Source organism: Paenibacillus sp. FSL F4-0097 (genome assembly GCF_038593125.1).
GTDB lineage: Bacteria > Bacillota > Bacilli > Paenibacillales > Paenibacillaceae > Paenibacillus_AQ > Paenibacillus_AQ odorifer.
Genome location: NZ_CP151965.1, coordinates 1906034 through 1925733, shown reverse-complemented (window position 1 = coordinate 1925733; position 19700 = coordinate 1906034). Strand labels below are relative to the sequence as shown.

Genomic DNA, 19700 nt, shown 5'->3' with positions numbered 1-19700 from the left:
ACCCAATCCTAATTCAATAAAATGATCGGGGCCTGCACAAAACAGACCCCGAAGTTGTAAAACATGTTTGGTGTACAGTATGTTGTAGATTCTTTTTATTTATCGGGATAGCTACTTATTTAGGTGCTGCTGCTTCCCATTCTTTTTGTTGTACATCTGCAAGCTCTTTAGCGGTTTTAAACTCGCCACCTGGTGCCAAATATTCAGTGTGAACGCCTTCAGCTGCAATGTGCTCACCAACGTTATCACGGTTAATCATCATAATTTCATAAGCAAGTTCGAAATCTCCAGTCATGTATGGAGCAAGTTCTTTGTCAATAAAGTCACTTTCAGTGGCAATATTGTCTTGTGTAGGCAAGAATCCAGCTGCTTTAACATATTCTGTGTAGTTTTCTGGTTCAGAGAAGAATTCCAGCCATTTCAAAGCGCCTTCTTTGTTCGGGCCTTTTTCTGCTGCATACCAAGTTACATCGTATTTACCGACAAGAGAATTATTCTTAGCAGCATCTTCTGTAGCTGGGATTGGGAAGTAACCAAATTTCACATCTGGATTTGCTGCCGCGATCGTAGGAGCATCCCAAGTTCCGTCAGCAATCATAGCTGCTTTTCCTGTTGCGAAAAACGAAGGTGCTGTTGCATAGTCGATACCCAAGAAACCGTCGATGATGTAGTTATCTTGAAGCGTCTTCATTTTCTCCAATACTTCTACAGCCTCAGCATCGTTAAACGCCGAAGTTCCCTTCCAAACCCCTTCAATCCATTGTTGTTGGTTGCCGCCACCCAGAATCTTGGCTTGCAAACCGAACACTGGCAATTTCAATGGCCATACATCCTTACCAGCCACTACGATTGGAGCAATACTCTTAGCTTTCAATGTATCTAGAACACTAATGAACTCTGTCCAAGTTGTAGGTACAGTCAGCCCGTTTTGTTCAAAAATTTCTTTATTATAGAAGAATCCTGACATCGCTACTTTACCGGTTGGGATTGCATACACTTTATCTTTATAAGTGCCGGCTTTTGCAATATCATTCGCATTGTAGTTTTTAACGAAAGCTTCGCCGCTCAGATCAGCAATCAGCCCGGAATCAATCCATTGTTGCCAGTCTGGCACTTTCGCACCTGGTGTCCAATCTTTCGGAGACAATCTCATACCGGATAGATCGGCAAGTACATCTACGTCACCAGCTGTAATTCTTGCTCTTTGTGCTTGTTTGAATTCATCATCCGGACCAGTGGTTGTGTACTCTACTTTGTATTCCGGATATTTTTCTTCAAACTTTTTATTAATTTCTGTAATGACCTTATTAATATTCTCTTGTTTCCAGTGTAAGATCTTAATCACTTTCTTATCACCAGATGCAGGCTTGTTTGTTCCGCTGCCCGGAGTAGCCTCACCATTCGCGTTGTTATTGCCGCTTCCACATGCTGCTAATGAGAGCACTAGCGCTGAGCTCAACAATACCGCAGAAAGCTTCTTTACCATTTTGTTACCCCCCAGATAATTTGTTATGACCCTTTAACGAAACCACATGCTAATTTCTGAAAATCACGAAACAGTAAGGATGATATCACAGAAAGCGGTTTCGGTGTTTTCATTATTACATCGTTATTTGTCTTTGTAAAGTCTTTTTTCATTGTTCATTTTTGAACGTTTTTTGAACCAATCATTCAAAAAAACCTTTAATATCAAGCATAATCCTAGTTCAAGAGTAAACATTCCATTGACTATAATCTTATTGAACTATAAAATAAGTAACGAAACTATTTCGTAAATCATAAATTCAAGTCATAAAAAAATAGCCTTGAGTAGATTTTAAACATATATTACGGAACATTTTTCACTATAAGGGGGACTTAATTTGGCCTACAGCATCAAAGATATAGCGAAAATTGCTGGAGTTTCTGTTTCGACAGTATCCAAAATCATTAATAACTACAGTGATATTTCGGAAGATACCAAGACAAGGGTTCAACAAATTATAAAAGAAACTGGATATACCCCCTCCAATTCAGCTAAAACATTGGCTACGAAATCATCCAATCTAATCGGAGTGATTTTTGCCGGAATGCTGAATGTCGACTTTACCCACCCTTTTTTCATCGAGGTGCTAAATTCATTTAAAAAACAAATGGGACTACTAGGTTACGACCTTATCTTTTTTTCCAATGAAAAATTCCAAAGTGGCGATACTAACGATTATCTTGCCCGTTGTCAGCATTTTAATGTAGATGGGTGTGTGCTTCTATCCGGACAGGAGCTAGAAACCTCTATCAGCGAATTAGACAACAGTGCTATTCCATGTATCGGCGTAGATTTAAAACTAACGGGTGACAACTCTGGCTTTATCATGTCGGATAATTTCAAAATGTCCTCCAAAGTGGTAGAACACTTTTATTTACTGGGCTATCGTGAGCTTGGCTACATTGGCAGCTCCTCAGATTCAGACATCTCCAATATGCGCGAAAGTGGTTATCGCAAAGCTCTTGAAGATTTGGGGCTGCCTATTAACGAGAGTTGGTTCTTAAACGGAAGTAACTTCTTTGAGGCTAGTGGGTATGAGACGATGCGTAGAATGATTGAGAATGGAAATTTACCTAGAGCGATCTTCGCAGCGTCCGATCAGCTTGCTATAGGAGCGATGCGTGCCCTTAAAGAGGCTTCTATCGCTGTTCCTGAAACTGTTGCAATTATTGGCTGTGATGATATTGAGGCCTGCAATTATACAACACCCCTATTGACTACCATCCGCCAAAATAAAGATAAGATCGGTCGCCTAGCAGCACTAATGCTGTATGATCTAATAAACAACCAATCAGGTACGAGTTCTTTCAGCGTAGAACCAGAGCTTATCATTAGAGAGTCCTGCGGCGCTCCTGAACGGGGGCTAGTGTAGCCTTTCTCGGAGAATACACGAATAGCAAAAAGGGGCTGTCCCAAGCAGCCATTTTATGGCTTGGTGACAGCCTCTTTTATGTTCTTAACACTACTTAATGTCCAAATGGATTCTATGGGCGCACCTAGTGTTGCTCCGGATGATGCAATAAGTGAAGCACTTATAGAATAATTGGGGAATTTCTCCCTAAAAATCAGAGATTTCTGTTCATCGGACTTATAATTAGTTATGATGAACGAAAGGCAGCCCCTGTTTCGCACACCGTAGGTTAAAATGGAAGTTAAAAGGACAACCATTACAGAGCTACATGCGAAAGGAGCTGTTACTATGAAGAATACCATAAAATACGTCGGTTTGGATGTGTCTAAAGAAAAAATTGCGGTGGCGATTGCAGATGAGGGTCGGGAACCCGCACGATATTATGGAGCCATCCCCCATACCCCAGATGCAGTGGCTCGAATGATTCGGAAACTCAAAGGTTCAGGGATTACACTGGAGGTCTGCTATGAAGCCGGGCCTACGGGGTACGACTTATACCGCTGGTTGACGAAGATGGGAATTTCCTGTGTGGTAATTGCACCTTCGCGTATGCCACAGCGTCCCGGAGATGCCATAAAAACCGACCGACGGGATGCAGAAAAACTGGCTCAGTTACACCGGGCTGGAGAATTGACTGCGATCTATGTGCCAACGCCAGAACTCGAAGCTTTACGAGATCTCATTCGTGCACGAGAAGATGCTAGGCAAGACCTACATCGGGCTCGGCAACGGCTCATTCATTTTCTATTGCGCCACCAAATTCACAAGCCAGAGGGTATGAAAAAACGCTGGACCAAAAGGTACCGGGAATGGCTCTCTATGCTGAAGTTTAATAATGTAGCTCAAGAACGGGTATTTACCGAATCCCTGCAACAGCTCCGGGAAGTGGAGGAGCGAATCAAGCGACTTGAAGCCGCAATGCGAGAAGAAGCACAGATCTGCCCTTACGCACCTGTCATTCAAGCGTTGCAAGGCCTGAGGGGAATCGCCCTGCTGACAGCTATGACTTTAGTTGTCGAGATTGGAAATTTCGAACGTTTTCGTTCACCGGCTCAGCTCATGAGTTACCTGGGACTCGTGCCACGGGAATATTCCTCGGGAGCAAGTACCAAAAGAGGGAGTCTTACAAAAGTCGGAAATTCCGGAGTGCGGCGCGCACTGGTGGAGTCCGCATGGAGTTACCGTCACCGCCCTGCCGTCAAGGGAGATTTAGCAGTGCGTCTTGAGGGCCAGAGTATTCATGTCCATGAAACGTCGTGGAAAGCCCAAGAACGGTTACACAGCAAGTATTTAAAATTAGTCAGACGCGGGAAACACCGAAATTTAACCATGGCAGCAGTGGGTCGTGAGTTAATTGGATTTATCTGGTCGATTGCGGTAGAGGCAGAACGAAAAATGGCGTAGGTGAAACGAAAAAAAATAAAAACATACCCAAAAGATTTGAATCCTTGGGGCATGGAGACAAAGAGAAAGGTTCGAGGAGAATCCGTGAATTCCCTGTGCACAGGATCCCTGATCTAACGTGCGAAATTAGTTTACGGAAGCTCCTTCGACGTAGGCATAATATGTGGTAACCAACCCACGGATAGCAGATTGCCAGCCGACGACTCGCATTTTGTCTCTGTGCCCAAGGGATTGAAAACCCTCTAGTTTAAAGGGGAAAACAGGGGAATTGACTAATTCGTTCATAGCAGGGAAAACTTCCCTGAATTTTGGCCTATTCAGTAACTAATAAAGAAATCACCCTGATTATTAGGGAGGAATTCCCTGATTTCGTTCATTTAGAGCAAATATCGGCTATTTTTAGGGAGTTTTTCCCTAATTAGTTTAAATCCACTTTGTACATCACATAAACACAGAACGCATATCGCTCACCGTACATAGTCCAGCGTCACAGATACCACAAATCATATACTGCAAGCCGAACGGAAATCACACATAGCAGTCACCCGCCAACCACCCCAATAGCATGGAACACTACTCATAGCATGGAACACTACTCATAACATAGATCACTACTCATAGCATGGAACACTACTCATAGCTTAGAACACTACGCGTAGCATATAGTCATAGGGCACAGTAAAATCCATTACTTTTCCTGATTCACAAAAAAAGAAGCTGCCCCAAGTAGAATTCTCTACTTTTGAGACAGCTTCTTTTATTATAAAGATTATAATAGCAGGAATCTTATAGGTCGAAGTACAGGGCGTATTCATGTGGATGAACACGAATCGCAACCTCTTGTGCTTCAGAACGTTTCAGAGCAATATAGTTATCGATGAAGTCCTTAGTAAATACGTCGCCTTCTGTTAGGAACTCGTAATCAGCTTCCAAAGAATCAAGCGCTTCGCTCAGGCTGCCTGGAACGCTGCGGATTTTTTCTTTATCTGCATCAGACAATTCATAGATGTTCTTATCCAGAGGACCATAACCCAGTTCTTGCGGGTTAATCTTGTTCTTAATTCCGTCCAGACCTGCCATCAGCATTGCGGAGAATGCCAAGTAAGGGTTAGCTGTGGAATCCGGTGTGCGGAATTCGATACGACAGCCTTTTGGTGTCACAGCTGCTACTGGGATACGAACTGCTGCAGAACGATTTCCTTTGGAGTAAACCAAGTTAACCGGTGCTTCATAGCCAGGAACCAGACGTTTAAAGGAGTTGGTGCTTGGGTTAGTCAAAGCGATCAATGCTGGTGCATGGTACAAAATACCACCGATATAATGAAGAGCCATTTCGCTCAAGTTAGCATAAGCGCCTTTTTCGTAGAACAAAGGAGTGTCTCCGTCAAAGATGGATTGATGCACGTGCATTCCGCTACCGTTATCTCCGAACAGCGGTTTTGGCATGAAGGTCGCTACCTTGCCATACTGACGTGCAGTGTTTTGTACAATATATTTATAAGTCATGAGATTATCAGCAGTTTTCTTCAAGGTATCAAAACGGAAGTTAATTTCCGCTTGACCTGCAGTGGCTACTTCATGGTGATGACGTTCAATGCGTAGTCCAACTTCAGCAAGCAGACGGCACATCTCACTACGGATATCCTGTTGGGAGTCAACTGGTGCTACAGGAACATATCCACCTTTAACGCCAACTTTAAATGCCAAGTTGCCGCCCTCTTCTTTACGACCCGTATTCCAAGCCGCTTCTTCAGAATCTACGAAGAATGAGGATCTGTTCATGCCACTTTCGTAACGAACATCGTCAAAGATAAAGAATTCTGATTCAGGTGCGAAGAATGCAGATGTACCTACTCCGCTTTTTTGCAGGAATTCTTCTGCTTTCACAGCAATACCGCGAGGATCGCGCTCATAACGTTCGCCATCAGGAGTGAAAATGTCGCACATCACGTTCAGCGTTGGATGAGCTGTAAACGGATCTATGAACACACTATTCGGATCAGGCATCATAACCATGTCTGATTCTTCAATACCACGGAAACCTTTGATGGAAGAACCGTCGAATGCTACCCCATTTACAAAAGTTTCATCTTCCACTTCAGAAGCTGGCAGAGAGATGTGGTGGGCACGACCACCTAAATCTACGAATCGAAAATCTACCCACTCGATATTGTTCTCTTTAATTGTTTGCAACACTTTTTCAACCGACATGAATTTTTCCTCCCCCAAGTTCCGAACATTAGGCCGCTCACAGTATGCAAATGTTCTTGTTTTAATTTTTTTTGCTGTCGTAATTATAAATCTCATACCTAACATCGTCAATGCTTATGTCAGGTATTTCTTTCAGCAATGTAAGATATTCTAACGCTTTCGTGAAATCTGTTATTTTCGCATATTTTCATGTCACATTTATTTTATTCAACTCCAAAAAAACCCTCTTTTCCCACTAGGTCGCGGGTTAAGAGGGCTTCCGAGGAAGCTCTTAGATTGAATTTTATAGCGCCGAAACCGTTTCTGGCGAAGTAGAAAACTTACGTCCAACAATTGGAGCCAGCTTTTCCAGATCTTTAAGCAGGTTATCAAACTGATCAGGGAATAACGATTGAACACCATCACCTGTCATGGAATTGTCCGGATCTGTGTGCATTTCGATAATTAGCCCGTTTGCACCAGCAGCAACAGAAGCTTTGGCCATAGGCTCAACTAACTCACGACGACCGGTTCCGTGACTTGGGTCAGAGATTACTGGAAGATGGCTTAAGCTTTGTAGAACTGGAATAGCCGATAGATCCAGTGTGTTACGAGTGTAGGTCTCAAATGTGCGAATACCGCGCTCACAGAGCATTACATCCTTATTACCGCCTGCCAAAATGTACTCCGCTGCATTGAGCAACTCATCATAGGTCGCACTGAAGCCACGTTTTAGAAGAACAGGTCTGCCACAGGTACCCAGCTTGCGCAGCAAATCAAAGTTCTGCATATTCCGTGTACCCACCTGCAGAATATCCGCATGCTCCGCACAGATATCAACATACTCCGGTGTCATAACCTCTGTAATCGTCAACAGGCCATGACGCTTTCCTGCTTCAGCCATCATAGTCAAACCTTCCACACCTACGCCTTGGAAGCTGTACGGTCCTGTGCGGGGCTTAAACGCGCCTCCACGAAGTACCTGAGCACCAGACGCTTTAACAAGCCGGGCGATCTCATCAATCTGCTCTGGAGACTCAACGGCGCAAGGTCCGCCCATGATCACCAGGTTTTCTCCACCAATCTTCACACCCTTGATATCAATAATCGTATCCTCAGGATGGAAATCCCGGCTGGCCAGCTTGTAGGATTTGGAGATCTTCACGACGTTCTCTACACCCTTCATTTGCCGCAAATGCTCGGCGAGCTTAGGAGTGACGCCTCCCACTAAACCTATCACCGTGTGATCTGCTCCTCTGGAGAGATGCACCTGCAAACCTTCTTTTTCGATTACGGCAATTATATCTTTAACCTGCTCTTCCGGTGTTTGATTTGATGTAATGACGATCATATTTATAACTCCCTCTCTACACTTAAAATTTATAATAATTCCGCTAGATACTATCGCGCTACGACGCGTGTTCGCTTTTAAGCTTTTATGCTTTTAATCACTAAAGCAATTCTACCTCAAAAAGCGATTATAGTCAATCTATATTCTAGATTCCTATGCTGGAAGCGTTCTTTCGATAAAAAAGAGCACTTAACCTCGACTGACGAAGTTAAGCGCTCTTGTTGCAGCGTTCATAATATATAAGTTCGAGCCTAGCCCATTACATTAAGTAGTACTTGCACTCTTATTCTTAACCGGTGGCAGCAGCTTCGCCATATTCACAGTACGTTTAATCTCCCACGTCTCCGGATTAGCCGAATCATACTGATCTAAGTAGTTAATCACTTCTTTGGTGATAGGTGTAGGTGTGGATGCGCCAGAAGTGACCCCGACGATATTCACACCCTCTAACCATTCTGTTTGGAGTTCAGACACATCAGAAATACGATGGGCAGGAACCCCAGCGATTTCTTCCGACACCTGTGCCAGACGATTAGAGTTGTTGCTTCGCGGATCACCGACAACAATCACCAGATCACATTGCCCTGCTTGTTCCGCTACAGCCTCTTGACGTACCTGGGTAGCCATACATATCTCATTATGCACTTCAGCACCTGGGAAGGTCTCCAGAAGCTTTTTCATGATATGTTTAATATCCCACTGGCTCATAGTAGTCTGATTCGTAATGACGATACGTGAAGAAGGGATGGATAACGTAGCAATCTCATCTTCTTTTTCAATCAGATGCACATGCTCAGGGGCAATACCCACAGCACCCTCTGGTTCCGGATGGCCTTTTTTGCCGATATAAATGACCTCATAACCATCATCTACTTTTTCCTGAATAAGATCGTGGGTCTTCGTGACATCAGGACAGGTGGCGTCGACCGTAGTCAGACCCTTGTCCCTTGCCATCTTGCGCACCTCAGGAGAAACCCCGTGTGCAGTGAATATAACAGTCCCACTATCCACTTTATCCAGAATATCCAGACGATTATGTCCGTCCAAAGTAATAATGCCATCATCTTCGAACGAATTCGTGACATGACTGTTATGAACAATCATACCCAGTATATAAATCGGCCGGGGAAGATCGAGATTTTGCGCAGCCTGCCGTGCCATAACCATTGCATCGACAACTCCGTAACAATATCCCCGGGGAGAGATTTTAATGACTTCCATGAGTTCACCAGCTTTCTGCTTTCATTGACCTCTGTAATAGGACACTTCTAAATTATACCCTATTCCAGCGGCGGAGCAAAGAGAAGCGGCAACCAGATGACAAAAGTAGTACCCTCACCTTGGCGTGTAACAACCTCCACAGACCCACCATGCTCGTCAATAATCCACTTAGCAATGGATAGACCAAGCCCAATCCCTTCCGTAATTCCACGCGATTCATCCGCACGATAGAAACGATCGAAGATATATGGAACCTCATCTTTATCCATACCAATACCTGTATCAGTGATCCGAATACCAACCTGATTCTGATAGAAAAGGGTATCCAAACTCACGATGCCAGAAGGCGTGTACTTAAAGGCATTATCAATAAAAATAAAGAGCATTTGCTGTAGATAATCTTTATTCCCAACTATATATTTGCCGTTTAAGACTGACATATCACCTGTAACCCACTCGGCTTGACGCGGCAGGAAAGAGGCGCGGCGCGCAATCTCATTCATCATCGGTTCCAGTGCCACGGGCTCTATATCAAAAGTACGTCCAGTATCCGCACGCGCGAGCGAGAGCATATCCGCTACCAAGCGGCTCATACGCTTAGACTCGTCTGCGATATCCTGCACCGATTCAAGCGATAGCTGGCGAATCTCAGCTTCACTCATCTTCCCTTCTCCGGGTTCCATCTCCCAAACCTTTTGCAGCAGATCAATATTTCCGCGAATCGTAGTGAGCGGTGTCCGAAGCTCGTGTGAAGCATCTGAAACGAAACGGCGCTGAGCCGCATACGAATCCTCCAGCTCTGTGTAGAATCCTTCCATACGCCCAAGCATACTGTTAACGGTCTCAATAAGTCTTCCTATCTCGTCTGGCGGCCCATCGTATTCAATACGCGAGCTTAAATCATTCCCCGTCTGAATCCCATTCGCAGCTTCAATTACTTTGCCGATTGGACTCATGGATTTGCGCGCTAGGAACAAGCCGAAGGTAAATGCCGCGATCAGGGTAGCAAAAGAACCTACGAGCAGGATAGTTTTTAAACGCTCCAAGAGCTTATTCTGTTCACCTACATAGGTAGCCACTTGTAACACAGCAGCAGGATTATTTTTATAATTTTCCAATAGAATTGGCCGTTCATAAATCAGAAATTGATTGCCTTCAATTACAACATTACGAAATCCCTGTACAATTTTATCCCGCTCGGGATAATCAAATGCAAGATTACCATTTCTCATGTTTGTCGTTCGCTGCATAACCTTAGTATCATAAACATAGATCTGTGTATACGTATTAGAATTCTCAGGAGTTCTGACCCCATCCATCATTAGTTCACCGCTGTATAAATTGATACTGAAAAATGGAATGGTCTGCTCAGCTTGCACCTGGAGGCGATTCTTCAAGTCCCCATAAGTATTAAAATAAACAAAACCGTAAATTGCGGCTGATAAGGCCAGCAGCATAACGGCCAAAATCCCTGAATACCAAGCAGTCAGCCGCAATCTTATAGACATGTTAGTTGTCACCTCTTAGAATGTAACCGGCACCCCGGATCGTTTGAATGAGGCGTTTACCGCCATGCTCCTCCGTCTTTTGACGTAGCATAGCTATGTATACCTCAAGCACATTAGATTCACCGCTATAATCATAACCCCATATTTTATCCATGATCAGATCCCGTGAAAGCACACGTTTCGGATTTTGCATAAAAAGATGAAGCAGCTCAAACTCCTTCGCTGTTAACTCCAGTCTTTTACCGGCACGGGTAACCTCACGTGAATCCACATCCAGCGTAATATCTTCATAAGAAACCGCTTGCTCCCCACCTTCACTTTGCTCACTCTTACGCCGAAGCAGCGCACGTACACGTGCAAGCAGTTCTTCCAAGGCAAAAGGTTTAACCAGATAATCGTCCGCGCCCAGATCAAGCCCTTTCACACGGTGCTCAATTTCATCCTTCGCGGTAAGCATGAGAACAGGAACATTACTGCCCCCTTCCCGCAAGCGGCGACATACTTCAAAGCCATCCACCTGAGGCATCATTACATCCAAAATTACCACATCCGGATCACTGCTCAAGATTGCCCGTAATCCATCCGCTCCATTCACCGCTGTTTTCACATCGTAACCTTCAAAAGCTAAACCTCTACGCAGCATAGAAATAATCTTTTCGTCATCATCAATAATTAGAATATTCGGTCGCATCAAGCAGCCCCCATTGTTCAGTTCTTTTTATATATTGTAGCAGTTTACATCACAATTAGACAAAAACGGAAGGGTCGCCCCTTCCGTGTGACTTACCGTCCGGTATTATTGCTGCTGACTTTGTTGTGTAGTCGTTGTATCAAAATCATTTTTGTTACCGATGGTAACTGAAAGATCCATGGTTTTACCATCGCGCACAACATTTAATGTTACTTTGTCTCCAACTTTTAACGTTTGAATGAAGGTAATCAGATCTTGGTTGGTTGCATACTTCGTTCCATTCGCACCGGTAATGATATCGTAAGGGCGCAGGTCAGCGGTATACGCTGGGGATTTATAGATAATATCTGCAACCACAGAACCTTCTTTAATATCCGTACCCATTTGCTTAGCAACCTCATCTGTAATCGTCATAAGAGTTGCACCAATGAAAGGTACCGGCTCTTTCGGAATGGCTTGGTTGGCTTCCAGTTTATCTACGACTTCTTTAATCGTATTCACAGCGATTGCGAAACCAATACCTTGAGAATCCGTGCTGACGGCTACGTTCATCCCGATTACCTGTCCGTTCATGTTAAGCAACGGACCCCCTGAGTTACCCGGGTTGATAGAAGCGTCGGTTTGCAGCAGATTTTTGTAATTACGTGTTCCACTGCCATCTTCTTCGTTAATATCAATACTGCGTCCTTTTGCACTAAGAACACCGGAAGTTACAGTATGGTCGAAGCCTTGTGGGTTACCGATAGCAACCACTTCTGAACCTACCTTTATGCTATCCGAATCTCCAAGTGCTACGGTAGGGAAATCACTATCTCCTTCAATTTTAAGCACAGCCAAATCCAGATCTTTGCTAGAACCTAGCAGCTTCGCTTCATAAGGCTTGGTTACGCCATCGACGGTTACTTGGATTACATCAGCATTGTCAATTACGTGCTGGTTGGTCAAAATATAGCCGGATTTCTCATAAATGAAGCCTGTTCCAATTCCATAAGGGATAAGCTGTGATGAAGAATCCGATCCTGATTTGGAATCCTGTTCATTTTGTGAAGAACCATTTCCACTGTATTGATCCCCGAAGAAAAATTGTGAGAAGGGATCACTCAGATTCGGGCTGGATGAGCTTCCATTACGCGAATTAGTTTTCACTAATGTCTCAATCTTAACGACTGCTGGTCCCACTGCATCAACAACACCTGTCACATCACGAGATCCAGTCACCAAGGATGTAGTAGAAGTAGAAGGCGCAACACCTGCACTCTCGCCCGTTGTCTTCGCCGTTCCATTCGTTCCGGAGCTAGTAGCAACCGTTGTAGCTGTATCTCCCGTAAACCAGTTACCTCTGTCTGCCATATACATTGAGCCCGAGAGAACGACCATACCGGCTAGGAATGATACCAGCACTGTTTTTAACGAGCTTTTTGGTTTTTTATTATATTGCCAGCCGCCGCCACCTTCAGAACCGCCACCGCCATTTCCTCCGCGGCCACCACCATTGCCATCATAGCCAGTGGTACGAAGTGATGTGTTATATGGTAAGGGCTTTACAGGCTGTGGAGGTGTAACCTCGACCCGTTCTGGCTCCATCCGATTGTAGTGCTGCGCGCCTCCGTCAGCGTTATTCTCATCTTTGTTCAAAGATTTAAAAGGTCCGTAAGAATAGTAGTAGGATGATGATCCTGTTTCAGATGAAGTATTATTATTGCTGCTATTGTTATTATTGTCCCATTCCCGATCTGGTGCTGGTCCATTGTCGCGATTGAAGTTGTTTTTGTTATCGTCCATGTTTATCTTTCCTCCTGCTTCCTGTCGCCGTGACAAGGATTAATTTGTTTTCATGTTCTTATTTTGTACTTTAAACCTTAAGGTCACATTAAAAACAATTTAAGCGCAGATAAAAGATATAGGCAAATGGGAGGAGATTATACAGGGAAGCAGAAAAAAGAAGCTCGGGCGCGAAAAAGGTCGCGGCCCGAGCTTCTAAAACCATTTCAAATAGTAATGCACCTTAGTCTACAAGTCCTACCCCTGAGCCCAGCCCTTTCGATGAGCGTAAATAGCCAACTGGGTACGGTCATCAAGCTCGCATTTCATCAACAGATTGCTGACATGCGTCTTCACTGTCTTGATGCTGATATGTAGCTCCTCACCGATATCCTTATTGGTCTTGCCCTCAGCTATAAGCAGCAGGACTTCCTTCTCACGCTCTGTTAAACCGGAGGAATCACCTTGCACGGTGCGCTGGCGTATACCACGGGTCAGCGCCTGTGACACATCACCCGTCATGACGGGCATGCCGCGGTAAGCCCCTTGTAGTGCGTAGATTAACTCTTCTGCCGACACTGTTTTGAGCACGTAGCTGACAGCACCAGCCTCTATAGCATCTACAACAAGATCATCCTCCAGAAAGCTGGTGAGGATCACGATTTTGAGGCCAGGAAATTCAGCCAGCACTGCTCTTGTGGTCTCGGCACCATTCATCACAGGCATCATCAAATCCATCAGCACGAGGTCAGGCAGACCTTCATGTCCACCAGCACGCAGCATCTCCAGCGCCTCTTGTCCATTCGCCGCCTCACCGATGACCTCGAATGTAGGCTCCAGCATTAGATAAGTTTTGAGGCCCATCCGTACCATATCATGATCATCTACGAGCAACACTTTTATGACACTCATGCTCTACTCCTCCTCGTCCTGTGTATCTGTTCCTAACGATCTATTCTGCTCTAATTCTGGGTTCCCTTGAACAAACTTAGGAATATGTACACGGATCGTCGTTCCCGCACCCTTGCGGCTAATAATCTCCACTTGCCCACCCAGTTTCTCCGCGCGTTCGCGCATGGTGGTGAGACCGTAGGAGCCTTGTTTTTGCTGCACATGTTCAAAACCTTGACCGTCATCACTAATACTCAGCACAACTTGTCTTGATCCTTCACGCAGTGATAGGCTGACCAGTCTAGCTTCAGCATGCTTCACAATATTCGCCATCGCCTCTTGAATAATTAGGAACAGCTGATGTTCGATCGCTTCCGATAACTCGCCCTGAAGTTCGAGCTCCTTCATTCCTTTTAAGCCATTCTGGCGACAATAATCGGGAAACCATTTTTCCAGCGCCTCGAACAGATTTCGACCTTCCAGCTCCACTGGACGCAGTTGTGCAATTAATGCTCTCATTTGTTTTTGTGCCATCTGAGACATTGTAATCAACTGGTCCATGACCATTTGACCTTGAGCTTCATTGACCTTCAGAACTTTAGGCAGCGAAGAAGCGGACATATGGATGGCAAAAAGCTGTTGGCTCACCGTATCATGCAGATCCCGGGCCATACGCCTTCTTTCCTCCAACACCGCACTCTCCGCTGCCTGTTCCTTCTCAATAACCTCTTGTTCACCCAATCGCTGTAGAAGCTGCATCTTATTCTCAACCGTATCCATCATGACATTAAACTCGTGATACACTCGGGCAAAAGACTGATCGTCACTTTCTGGCATCCGTACGGACAGATTTCCTTTGGCTACCTGCAGCATATTCAGATCCAGATGATCAATCCGGCGCTGAATCCGCTGGCCTGCCATGTAGCCGATAACTACAGTGAACAACACAATCCCGAGACATAAGTACAGCCACATCCGATAATCCTTCACTTCGATATAACCAAGGCAAGTGCCTGCATACATCAATCCAGCGCTTACCGCTCCAGTGAGCAAAAAGTAAAACAACAGCAACCATTTGGTATTACTGAAGATTGTCCCCATCTAACCCACCGTTTTAACTTTAATGTCACCTATAAATGCACTTACATTTATACGGACTTTTTTGCCTGCTTCTTTATAATAAGGAGTCTTGCACTGTACACTGCTCATAAACCCACTGCGAGACTGATCCAGAACTTCCATATCCCCGATAAAAGAACTGCTGTTCACCGAGATGCCAAGATCCATATCATTCGGAATGTACACTTTAATGTCGCCTATAAAAGCGGAAATATTAATCCTCGTTTCGCCATAAGCAATTTGTGCATTCGTCAGATCCAGTACGGTATCGCCGATAAACTGCGAGATATTCGTGTTCTTCAGTTGGAAATGCTCGCGCCCCATGTGGACATCTCCGATAAAAGCAGAGCGATTGGTCGATTCCTTTTGATTATTTGATTCATGGAATTCCTCATGCCATTCACCATGTCTACGAGCATGACGCTCATGACGTTCCTGACGTCTGCGCTCGTGTCGTTCCTGCTTCTCTTGCCAACGTGCTTCAGCGCCGGACTTATAAGATCCTGTTTCGTCCTCATCGTCTTCTTCATCTTTTTGAAGATAGTCCTTCCAGTCGCGTTGACCAGAAGCCTTGCCGAATTTTTGCTCAAATTGTTCATCAAGTGTGGAATCCAGCGGTTTGGGCGGCTCCACATCTAGTGAGCTTTTTCCTGAAGGAAAGTGATCTGGTGGTGACGGTGGAGCTGGTGGCACAGGTGGTACTGAACCGCGTGGTTTAAAAATCACATAAAGTCCGCCGCCAATCAACATGACTGGAATGAACATTTTGAAAAAATCCCCGGCCGAAATATCAAACCAATCTAAATTCCGTCCAAGGAAAAACACTCCGATCGCCAGAAAGAAAAAGCCGCCGATAGGTGAAGAACCTTTTGATTGCTCCTCCCCTGTACCTAAAAGCCGTTTCATTCCCATTAGGATCAAGATAACCGGCCAATAATTCGAAATCAGGTAACCTAAGCTGAAATCAGTGTAACCCAATTGTCTCAGTAGAAACATAGCTCCAATCCCTATCAGGATCAGGCCGCCTAAAACCTGGCTGGTGAACCTTCTTTTCATGACTCATTTCCCCTTTAAAGTAGTGGAACGCTCTCTTCTTCAATCTTATAGCCTTAGTCTACAGGAATGAAGTGCTGAGAAACAGCGGCGAGAGAAGGAACTTCCCCTCAGTCTCTAGACTGAGATGAATGGGATAAAATTCTATTTACTTCATTATATATGAAAAAAGACTGTCCCTCAGTAATTAACTGATTTGGACAGTCTCTTTTTTTCAGCAGTCTTCTGCTTCAGTTAGCGCATTATTGTTGCGGTTTCTGAGCTGGTTTAGAAGTATTTCCACTTTGCTTAGTAGCGCCGTCATTCTCAACAGCAAACTCAGCATTGTATTTTTCATTTGGTGTTTTGTAATTTTCTTGTACTTTAGATTTCTTGTTATTGGCCACGGAATTCACCTCCTTTTCTCTTATGCAGCATAGAATATGCTTACTAAGAGAACATCTCGGAAGAGGCAATTGCTTTGCCCCAGTCCGTATTATGGCAAGGTGATGTCACTATTATGCATGACCAAGTGAAAATAAGTTCAATCCCATTAAATGGATTCTTCGAGCAGGGATTGCGGCACTGCTTTGTAAGTCTCAATCGCTTGGCTCAGCTTCTTCAGCATGACTTCCGTGCAAGTCCCGTTACCACGCTTAATGAGTTGAACTACAACCGATTTTTTGCCCCATTCCTTATACACCTGTTTCGTAGTAGCAAAATACAGATCAATCTTCCGCCCTTTAATAGCCGAGCCCGTATCAGCAACTATGGCGTATCCATAGCCCGGTATATAAAGAATACTACCCAGCGGCAAAACCTTAGGGTCAGCAGCAATGGTTGAGACTGTATTCTTATCTCTGCGCACTTTTACACCTGAATAGGTGATTCCATATTCGGGATGCTTAGATGTTTTACCTGTAGATTCATAACCCGCAGTATAGCCAGTCGCCATTACTTTCATTGAAGTAATAATCTGGTCTTCCGCAGGAGCGGCTACAGGAATAGAATTTGGTAACTGTTTTGAGGATCCGCTGCCACCATTTGTTTTAGTGGTTGGAGCTTTGGTGCTCTGCGGTGCCTTTGTCGCTGCTGGTTTATTTTTTGTTGTTGCAGGTAATACAGGTGCGACGGAATGCGCCTCGTTTGACATTAGTGTGGCGCGGCCAGTCGCAAGAACGACCTTATCATCTGTGGTTCTCATAAACACAGAATTAGCTTTGGTATATTGCAACTCGTTCGATAGCGTTTTGTTAATACCCGTGTGCTGTAAAGTGTCTCCTGTCCCAATGGCCCCTACTGCCTGTTGCTTAGATTCTGGAATGATTCCAGCAGCGGTCAATAGCAAAACGATGGTGACAAAAAGACACCAAAACCTCTGAAATATGCCCATTTTGTTCATGTGATAAACCTCCCCCTTATTAGCGAAGGTTTCCCGATTCACAAAATTTTATACATGAAGATCAGAAGTTGATCCTCATGGGCATATAACAGAGGTCTTATTTAGACGTAATTTTGGTGTTGTTAATTACAAGAAATTAGGAAATCACACGATCAGCAATTTCCTGAGACAAGAGCTCAATCACTTCTTGAAGCGGCTTAGCTCCAATGTCGCCTTCCCCGCGTTTACGGATGGAGACCGTCTGAGCGTTCATCTCATTCTCGCCAACTACGAACATGTATGGCAGTTTCTCAAGCTGAGCTTCGCGGATCTTATAACCCAGCTTCTCATTGCGGAGATCTGCCTCAGCAGAGATACCACGGCGACGCAGCTTGTCTGTAACTTCCTTGGCATAATCGTCGAACGCTGTCGATACAGGAATTACTTTAACCTGCTGTGGAGATAACCAAAGCGGCAGCGAGCCCGCAAAGTTCTCTAACAGGAAGGCAACGAAACGTTCCATAGTACCCAAGATTCCGCGGTGCAGAACGACTGGACGGTGTTTTTGACCATCATCACCGATATATTCCAGTTCAAAACGTTCAGGCAGCAAGAAGTCGATTTGTACAGTAGACAGAGTCTCTTCTTTACCTAATACAGTTTTAATTTGCACATCAAGTTTAGGACCATAGAATGCAGCTTCGCCTTCTGCTTCGTAGAACGGCAGTCCTGCTTCCTCTACTACCTCACGCAACATCCGCTGTGCAGTTTCCCACATTTCGTCATTCGCATAATATTTCTCTGTATCCTTAGGATCACGATAGGACAACCGGAAACGGTAGTCATTAATACCAAAGTCACTGTATACCTGTTTAATCAATTCGATTACACGAATGAACTCGCCTTTAATTTGGTCCAGACGGCAGAAAATATGGGAGTCATTAAGAGTCATCGAACGTACACGGTGTAATCCAGTCAATGCGCCTGACATTTCATAACGGTGCTGGATACCAAGCTCAGCAATACGGATCGGCAGATCACGGTAGCTGTGCATCGAGCTCTTATAAATCATCATGTGATGCGGGCAGTTCATTGGACGAAGAACAAATTCTTCATTGTCGATAGTCATCTTAGGGAACATATCCTCTTGATAGTGCTCCCAGTGTCCTGAAGTTTTGTACAGTTCAACATTACCCAGAACTGGTGTGTATACATGCTGATAGCCAAGACTTGCTTCCAGATCTACGATATAACGCTCCAGAATACTGCGCAATTTGGCACCCTTAGGCAACCAGATTGGCAAGCCTTGTCCTACCAATTGATTAAATGTAAAGATTTCAAGCTCTTTACCAAGCTTCCGGTGGTCGCGTTTCTTCGCTTCTTCAAGCAGGCGAAGATGCTCATCAAGCTGAGCTTTTTTAATCCAAGCTGTGCCGTATACGCGTTGAAGCATCTTATTCTTGCTGTCGCCACGCCAGTAAGCACCAGCTACATTCATCAATTTAAAGACTTTGATCTTGGCAGTCGACGGCACATGCGGTCCGCGGCATAGATCGAAGAATTCACCTTGTTCATAGATAGAAATCACGCTATCTTCAGGCAATGCCTCGATCAATTCCAGCTTGTAAGGATCACCTAGCTCACCGAAAATTTCAAGTGCTTCCTTGCGGCTAACTTCTTTGCGCACGATCGGCAGGTTCTCCGAAATTATGCGGTCCATTTCCTTTTCGATTTTGAGCAAATCTTCAGGATTTAGAGGATGTTCCAGATCCATATCGTAGTAGAAGCCATCTTCAATGACCGGACCTACACCAAGCTTAACTTCTTTTGTTCCGAACAAACGTCTAACCGCTTGAGCCATCAAGTGAGCTGTACTGTGACGCATAACCTCCAGACCTTCAGGTGAATCCAAAGTTACGATCTCTACCAGTGCGCCCTCTTCAAGGGGAGTAGATAAATCTACAACGATACCGTTCATTTTCCCCGCTGCTGCATTTTTGCGCAGGCCACTGCTAATAGAAGCTGCTACATCATCAATACTGCTACCCTCTGCGTATTCACGGACAGAACCGTCCGGAAGCTTAATACTTACTGACATTGCTAATTCCTCCTTCATATAATTAAGCCTAACGGCCCTTTAACCTTTGCGGAACAATAATATCCACGCACACAAAAAAACGCCCGTCCCGCAAAGGGACGAGCGATTACACCCGTG

15 protein-coding genes are annotated in these 19700 nt (G+C 44.6%); 2 read left to right on the top strand and 13 right to left on the bottom strand.

What is annotated here, in order from left to right:
- Window positions 1-115: 115 nt before the first annotated feature.
- Window positions 116-1486 carry an extracellular solute-binding protein gene (locus tag MHH86_RS08350; protein WP_076316697.1) on the bottom strand — a complete coding sequence of 457 codons (1371 nt, stop codon included), beginning with the start codon at window positions 1484-1486 and terminating at the stop codon, window positions 116-118.
- Between the two features lie 376 nt (window positions 1487-1862).
- Between MHH86_RS08350 and MHH86_RS08345 the strand changes: the two genes are divergently transcribed.
- Complete coding sequence (locus tag MHH86_RS08345) at window positions 1863-2897, top strand: LacI family DNA-binding transcriptional regulator (RefSeq protein ID WP_036684452.1); 1035 nt, start codon at window positions 1863-1865, stop codon at window positions 2895-2897.
- A 327-nt stretch (window positions 2898-3224) separates the two neighbouring features.
- Complete coding sequence (locus MHH86_RS08340; RefSeq protein ID WP_036683961.1) at window positions 3225-4340, top strand: IS110 family transposase; 1116 nt, start codon at window positions 3225-3227, stop codon at window positions 4338-4340.
- Window positions 4341-5126: 786 nt separating this feature from the next.
- Here the strand turns inward: MHH86_RS08340 and glnA are convergent.
- The 12 genes from glnA to thrS all read right to left on the bottom strand — a co-directional run bounded on the left by glnA (window position 5127) and on the right by thrS (window position 19583).
- Complete coding sequence (gene glnA / locus MHH86_RS08335; protein ID WP_036684454.1) at window positions 5127-6551, bottom strand: type I glutamate--ammonia ligase; 1425 nt, start codon at window positions 6549-6551, stop codon at window positions 5127-5129.
- Between the two features lie 283 nt (window positions 6552-6834).
- Complete coding sequence (aroF, locus tag MHH86_RS08330; protein ID WP_036684456.1) at window positions 6835-7881, bottom strand: 3-deoxy-7-phosphoheptulonate synthase; 1047 nt, start codon at window positions 7879-7881, stop codon at window positions 6835-6837.
- A gap of 264 nt (window positions 7882-8145) precedes the next feature.
- Window positions 8146-9102: a 4-hydroxy-3-methylbut-2-enyl diphosphate reductase gene (locus MHH86_RS08325; RefSeq protein ID WP_036684457.1), complete on the bottom strand. Its 957-nt coding sequence runs from the start codon at window positions 9100-9102 to the stop codon at window positions 8146-8148.
- Between the two features lie 59 nt (window positions 9103-9161).
- Entirely contained in the window at window positions 9162-10610 is a 1449-nt protein-coding gene (locus tag MHH86_RS08320; protein ID WP_036684459.1) for a HAMP domain-containing sensor histidine kinase, read from the bottom strand.
- Window position 10611: 1 nt separating this feature from the next.
- Entirely contained in the window at window positions 10612-11301 is a 690-nt protein-coding gene (locus tag MHH86_RS08315) for a response regulator transcription factor (RefSeq protein WP_036684461.1), read from the bottom strand.
- A 105-nt stretch (window positions 11302-11406) separates the two neighbouring features.
- Complete coding sequence (locus MHH86_RS08310) at window positions 11407-13083, bottom strand: trypsin-like peptidase domain-containing protein (RefSeq protein ID WP_076141383.1); 1677 nt, start codon at window positions 13081-13083, stop codon at window positions 11407-11409.
- Between the two features lie 237 nt (window positions 13084-13320).
- Complete coding sequence (locus MHH86_RS08305) at window positions 13321-13974, bottom strand: response regulator transcription factor (protein ID WP_036684464.1); 654 nt, start codon at window positions 13972-13974, stop codon at window positions 13321-13323.
- 3 nt (window positions 13975-13977) lie between these two features.
- On the bottom strand, window positions 13978-15054 hold the full coding sequence (locus MHH86_RS08300) for a sensor histidine kinase (protein ID WP_036684466.1): 1077 nt from the start codon (window positions 15052-15054) through the stop codon (window positions 13978-13980).
- On the bottom strand, window positions 15055-16128 hold the full coding sequence (liaF, locus tag MHH86_RS08295; RefSeq protein WP_036684468.1) for a cell wall-active antibiotics response protein LiaF: 1074 nt from the start codon (window positions 16126-16128) through the stop codon (window positions 15055-15057). It abuts the gene before it with no gap.
- Window positions 16129-16367: 239 nt separating this feature from the next.
- Window positions 16368-16511, bottom strand: a complete 144-nt coding sequence (locus MHH86_RS08290) for a hypothetical protein (RefSeq protein ID WP_156113077.1) — start codon at window positions 16509-16511, stop codon at window positions 16368-16370.
- Window positions 16512-16657: 146 nt separating this feature from the next.
- Window positions 16658-17506 carry a 3D domain-containing protein gene (locus tag MHH86_RS08285; RefSeq protein ID WP_235219506.1) on the bottom strand — a complete coding sequence of 283 codons (849 nt, stop codon included), beginning with the start codon at window positions 17504-17506 and terminating at the stop codon, window positions 16658-16660.
- A 136-nt stretch (window positions 17507-17642) separates the two neighbouring features.
- Window positions 17643-19583, bottom strand: a complete 1941-nt coding sequence (gene thrS, locus MHH86_RS08280; RefSeq protein ID WP_036684469.1) for a threonine--tRNA ligase — start codon at window positions 19581-19583, stop codon at window positions 17643-17645.
- Window positions 19584-19700: the final 117 nt, after the last annotated feature.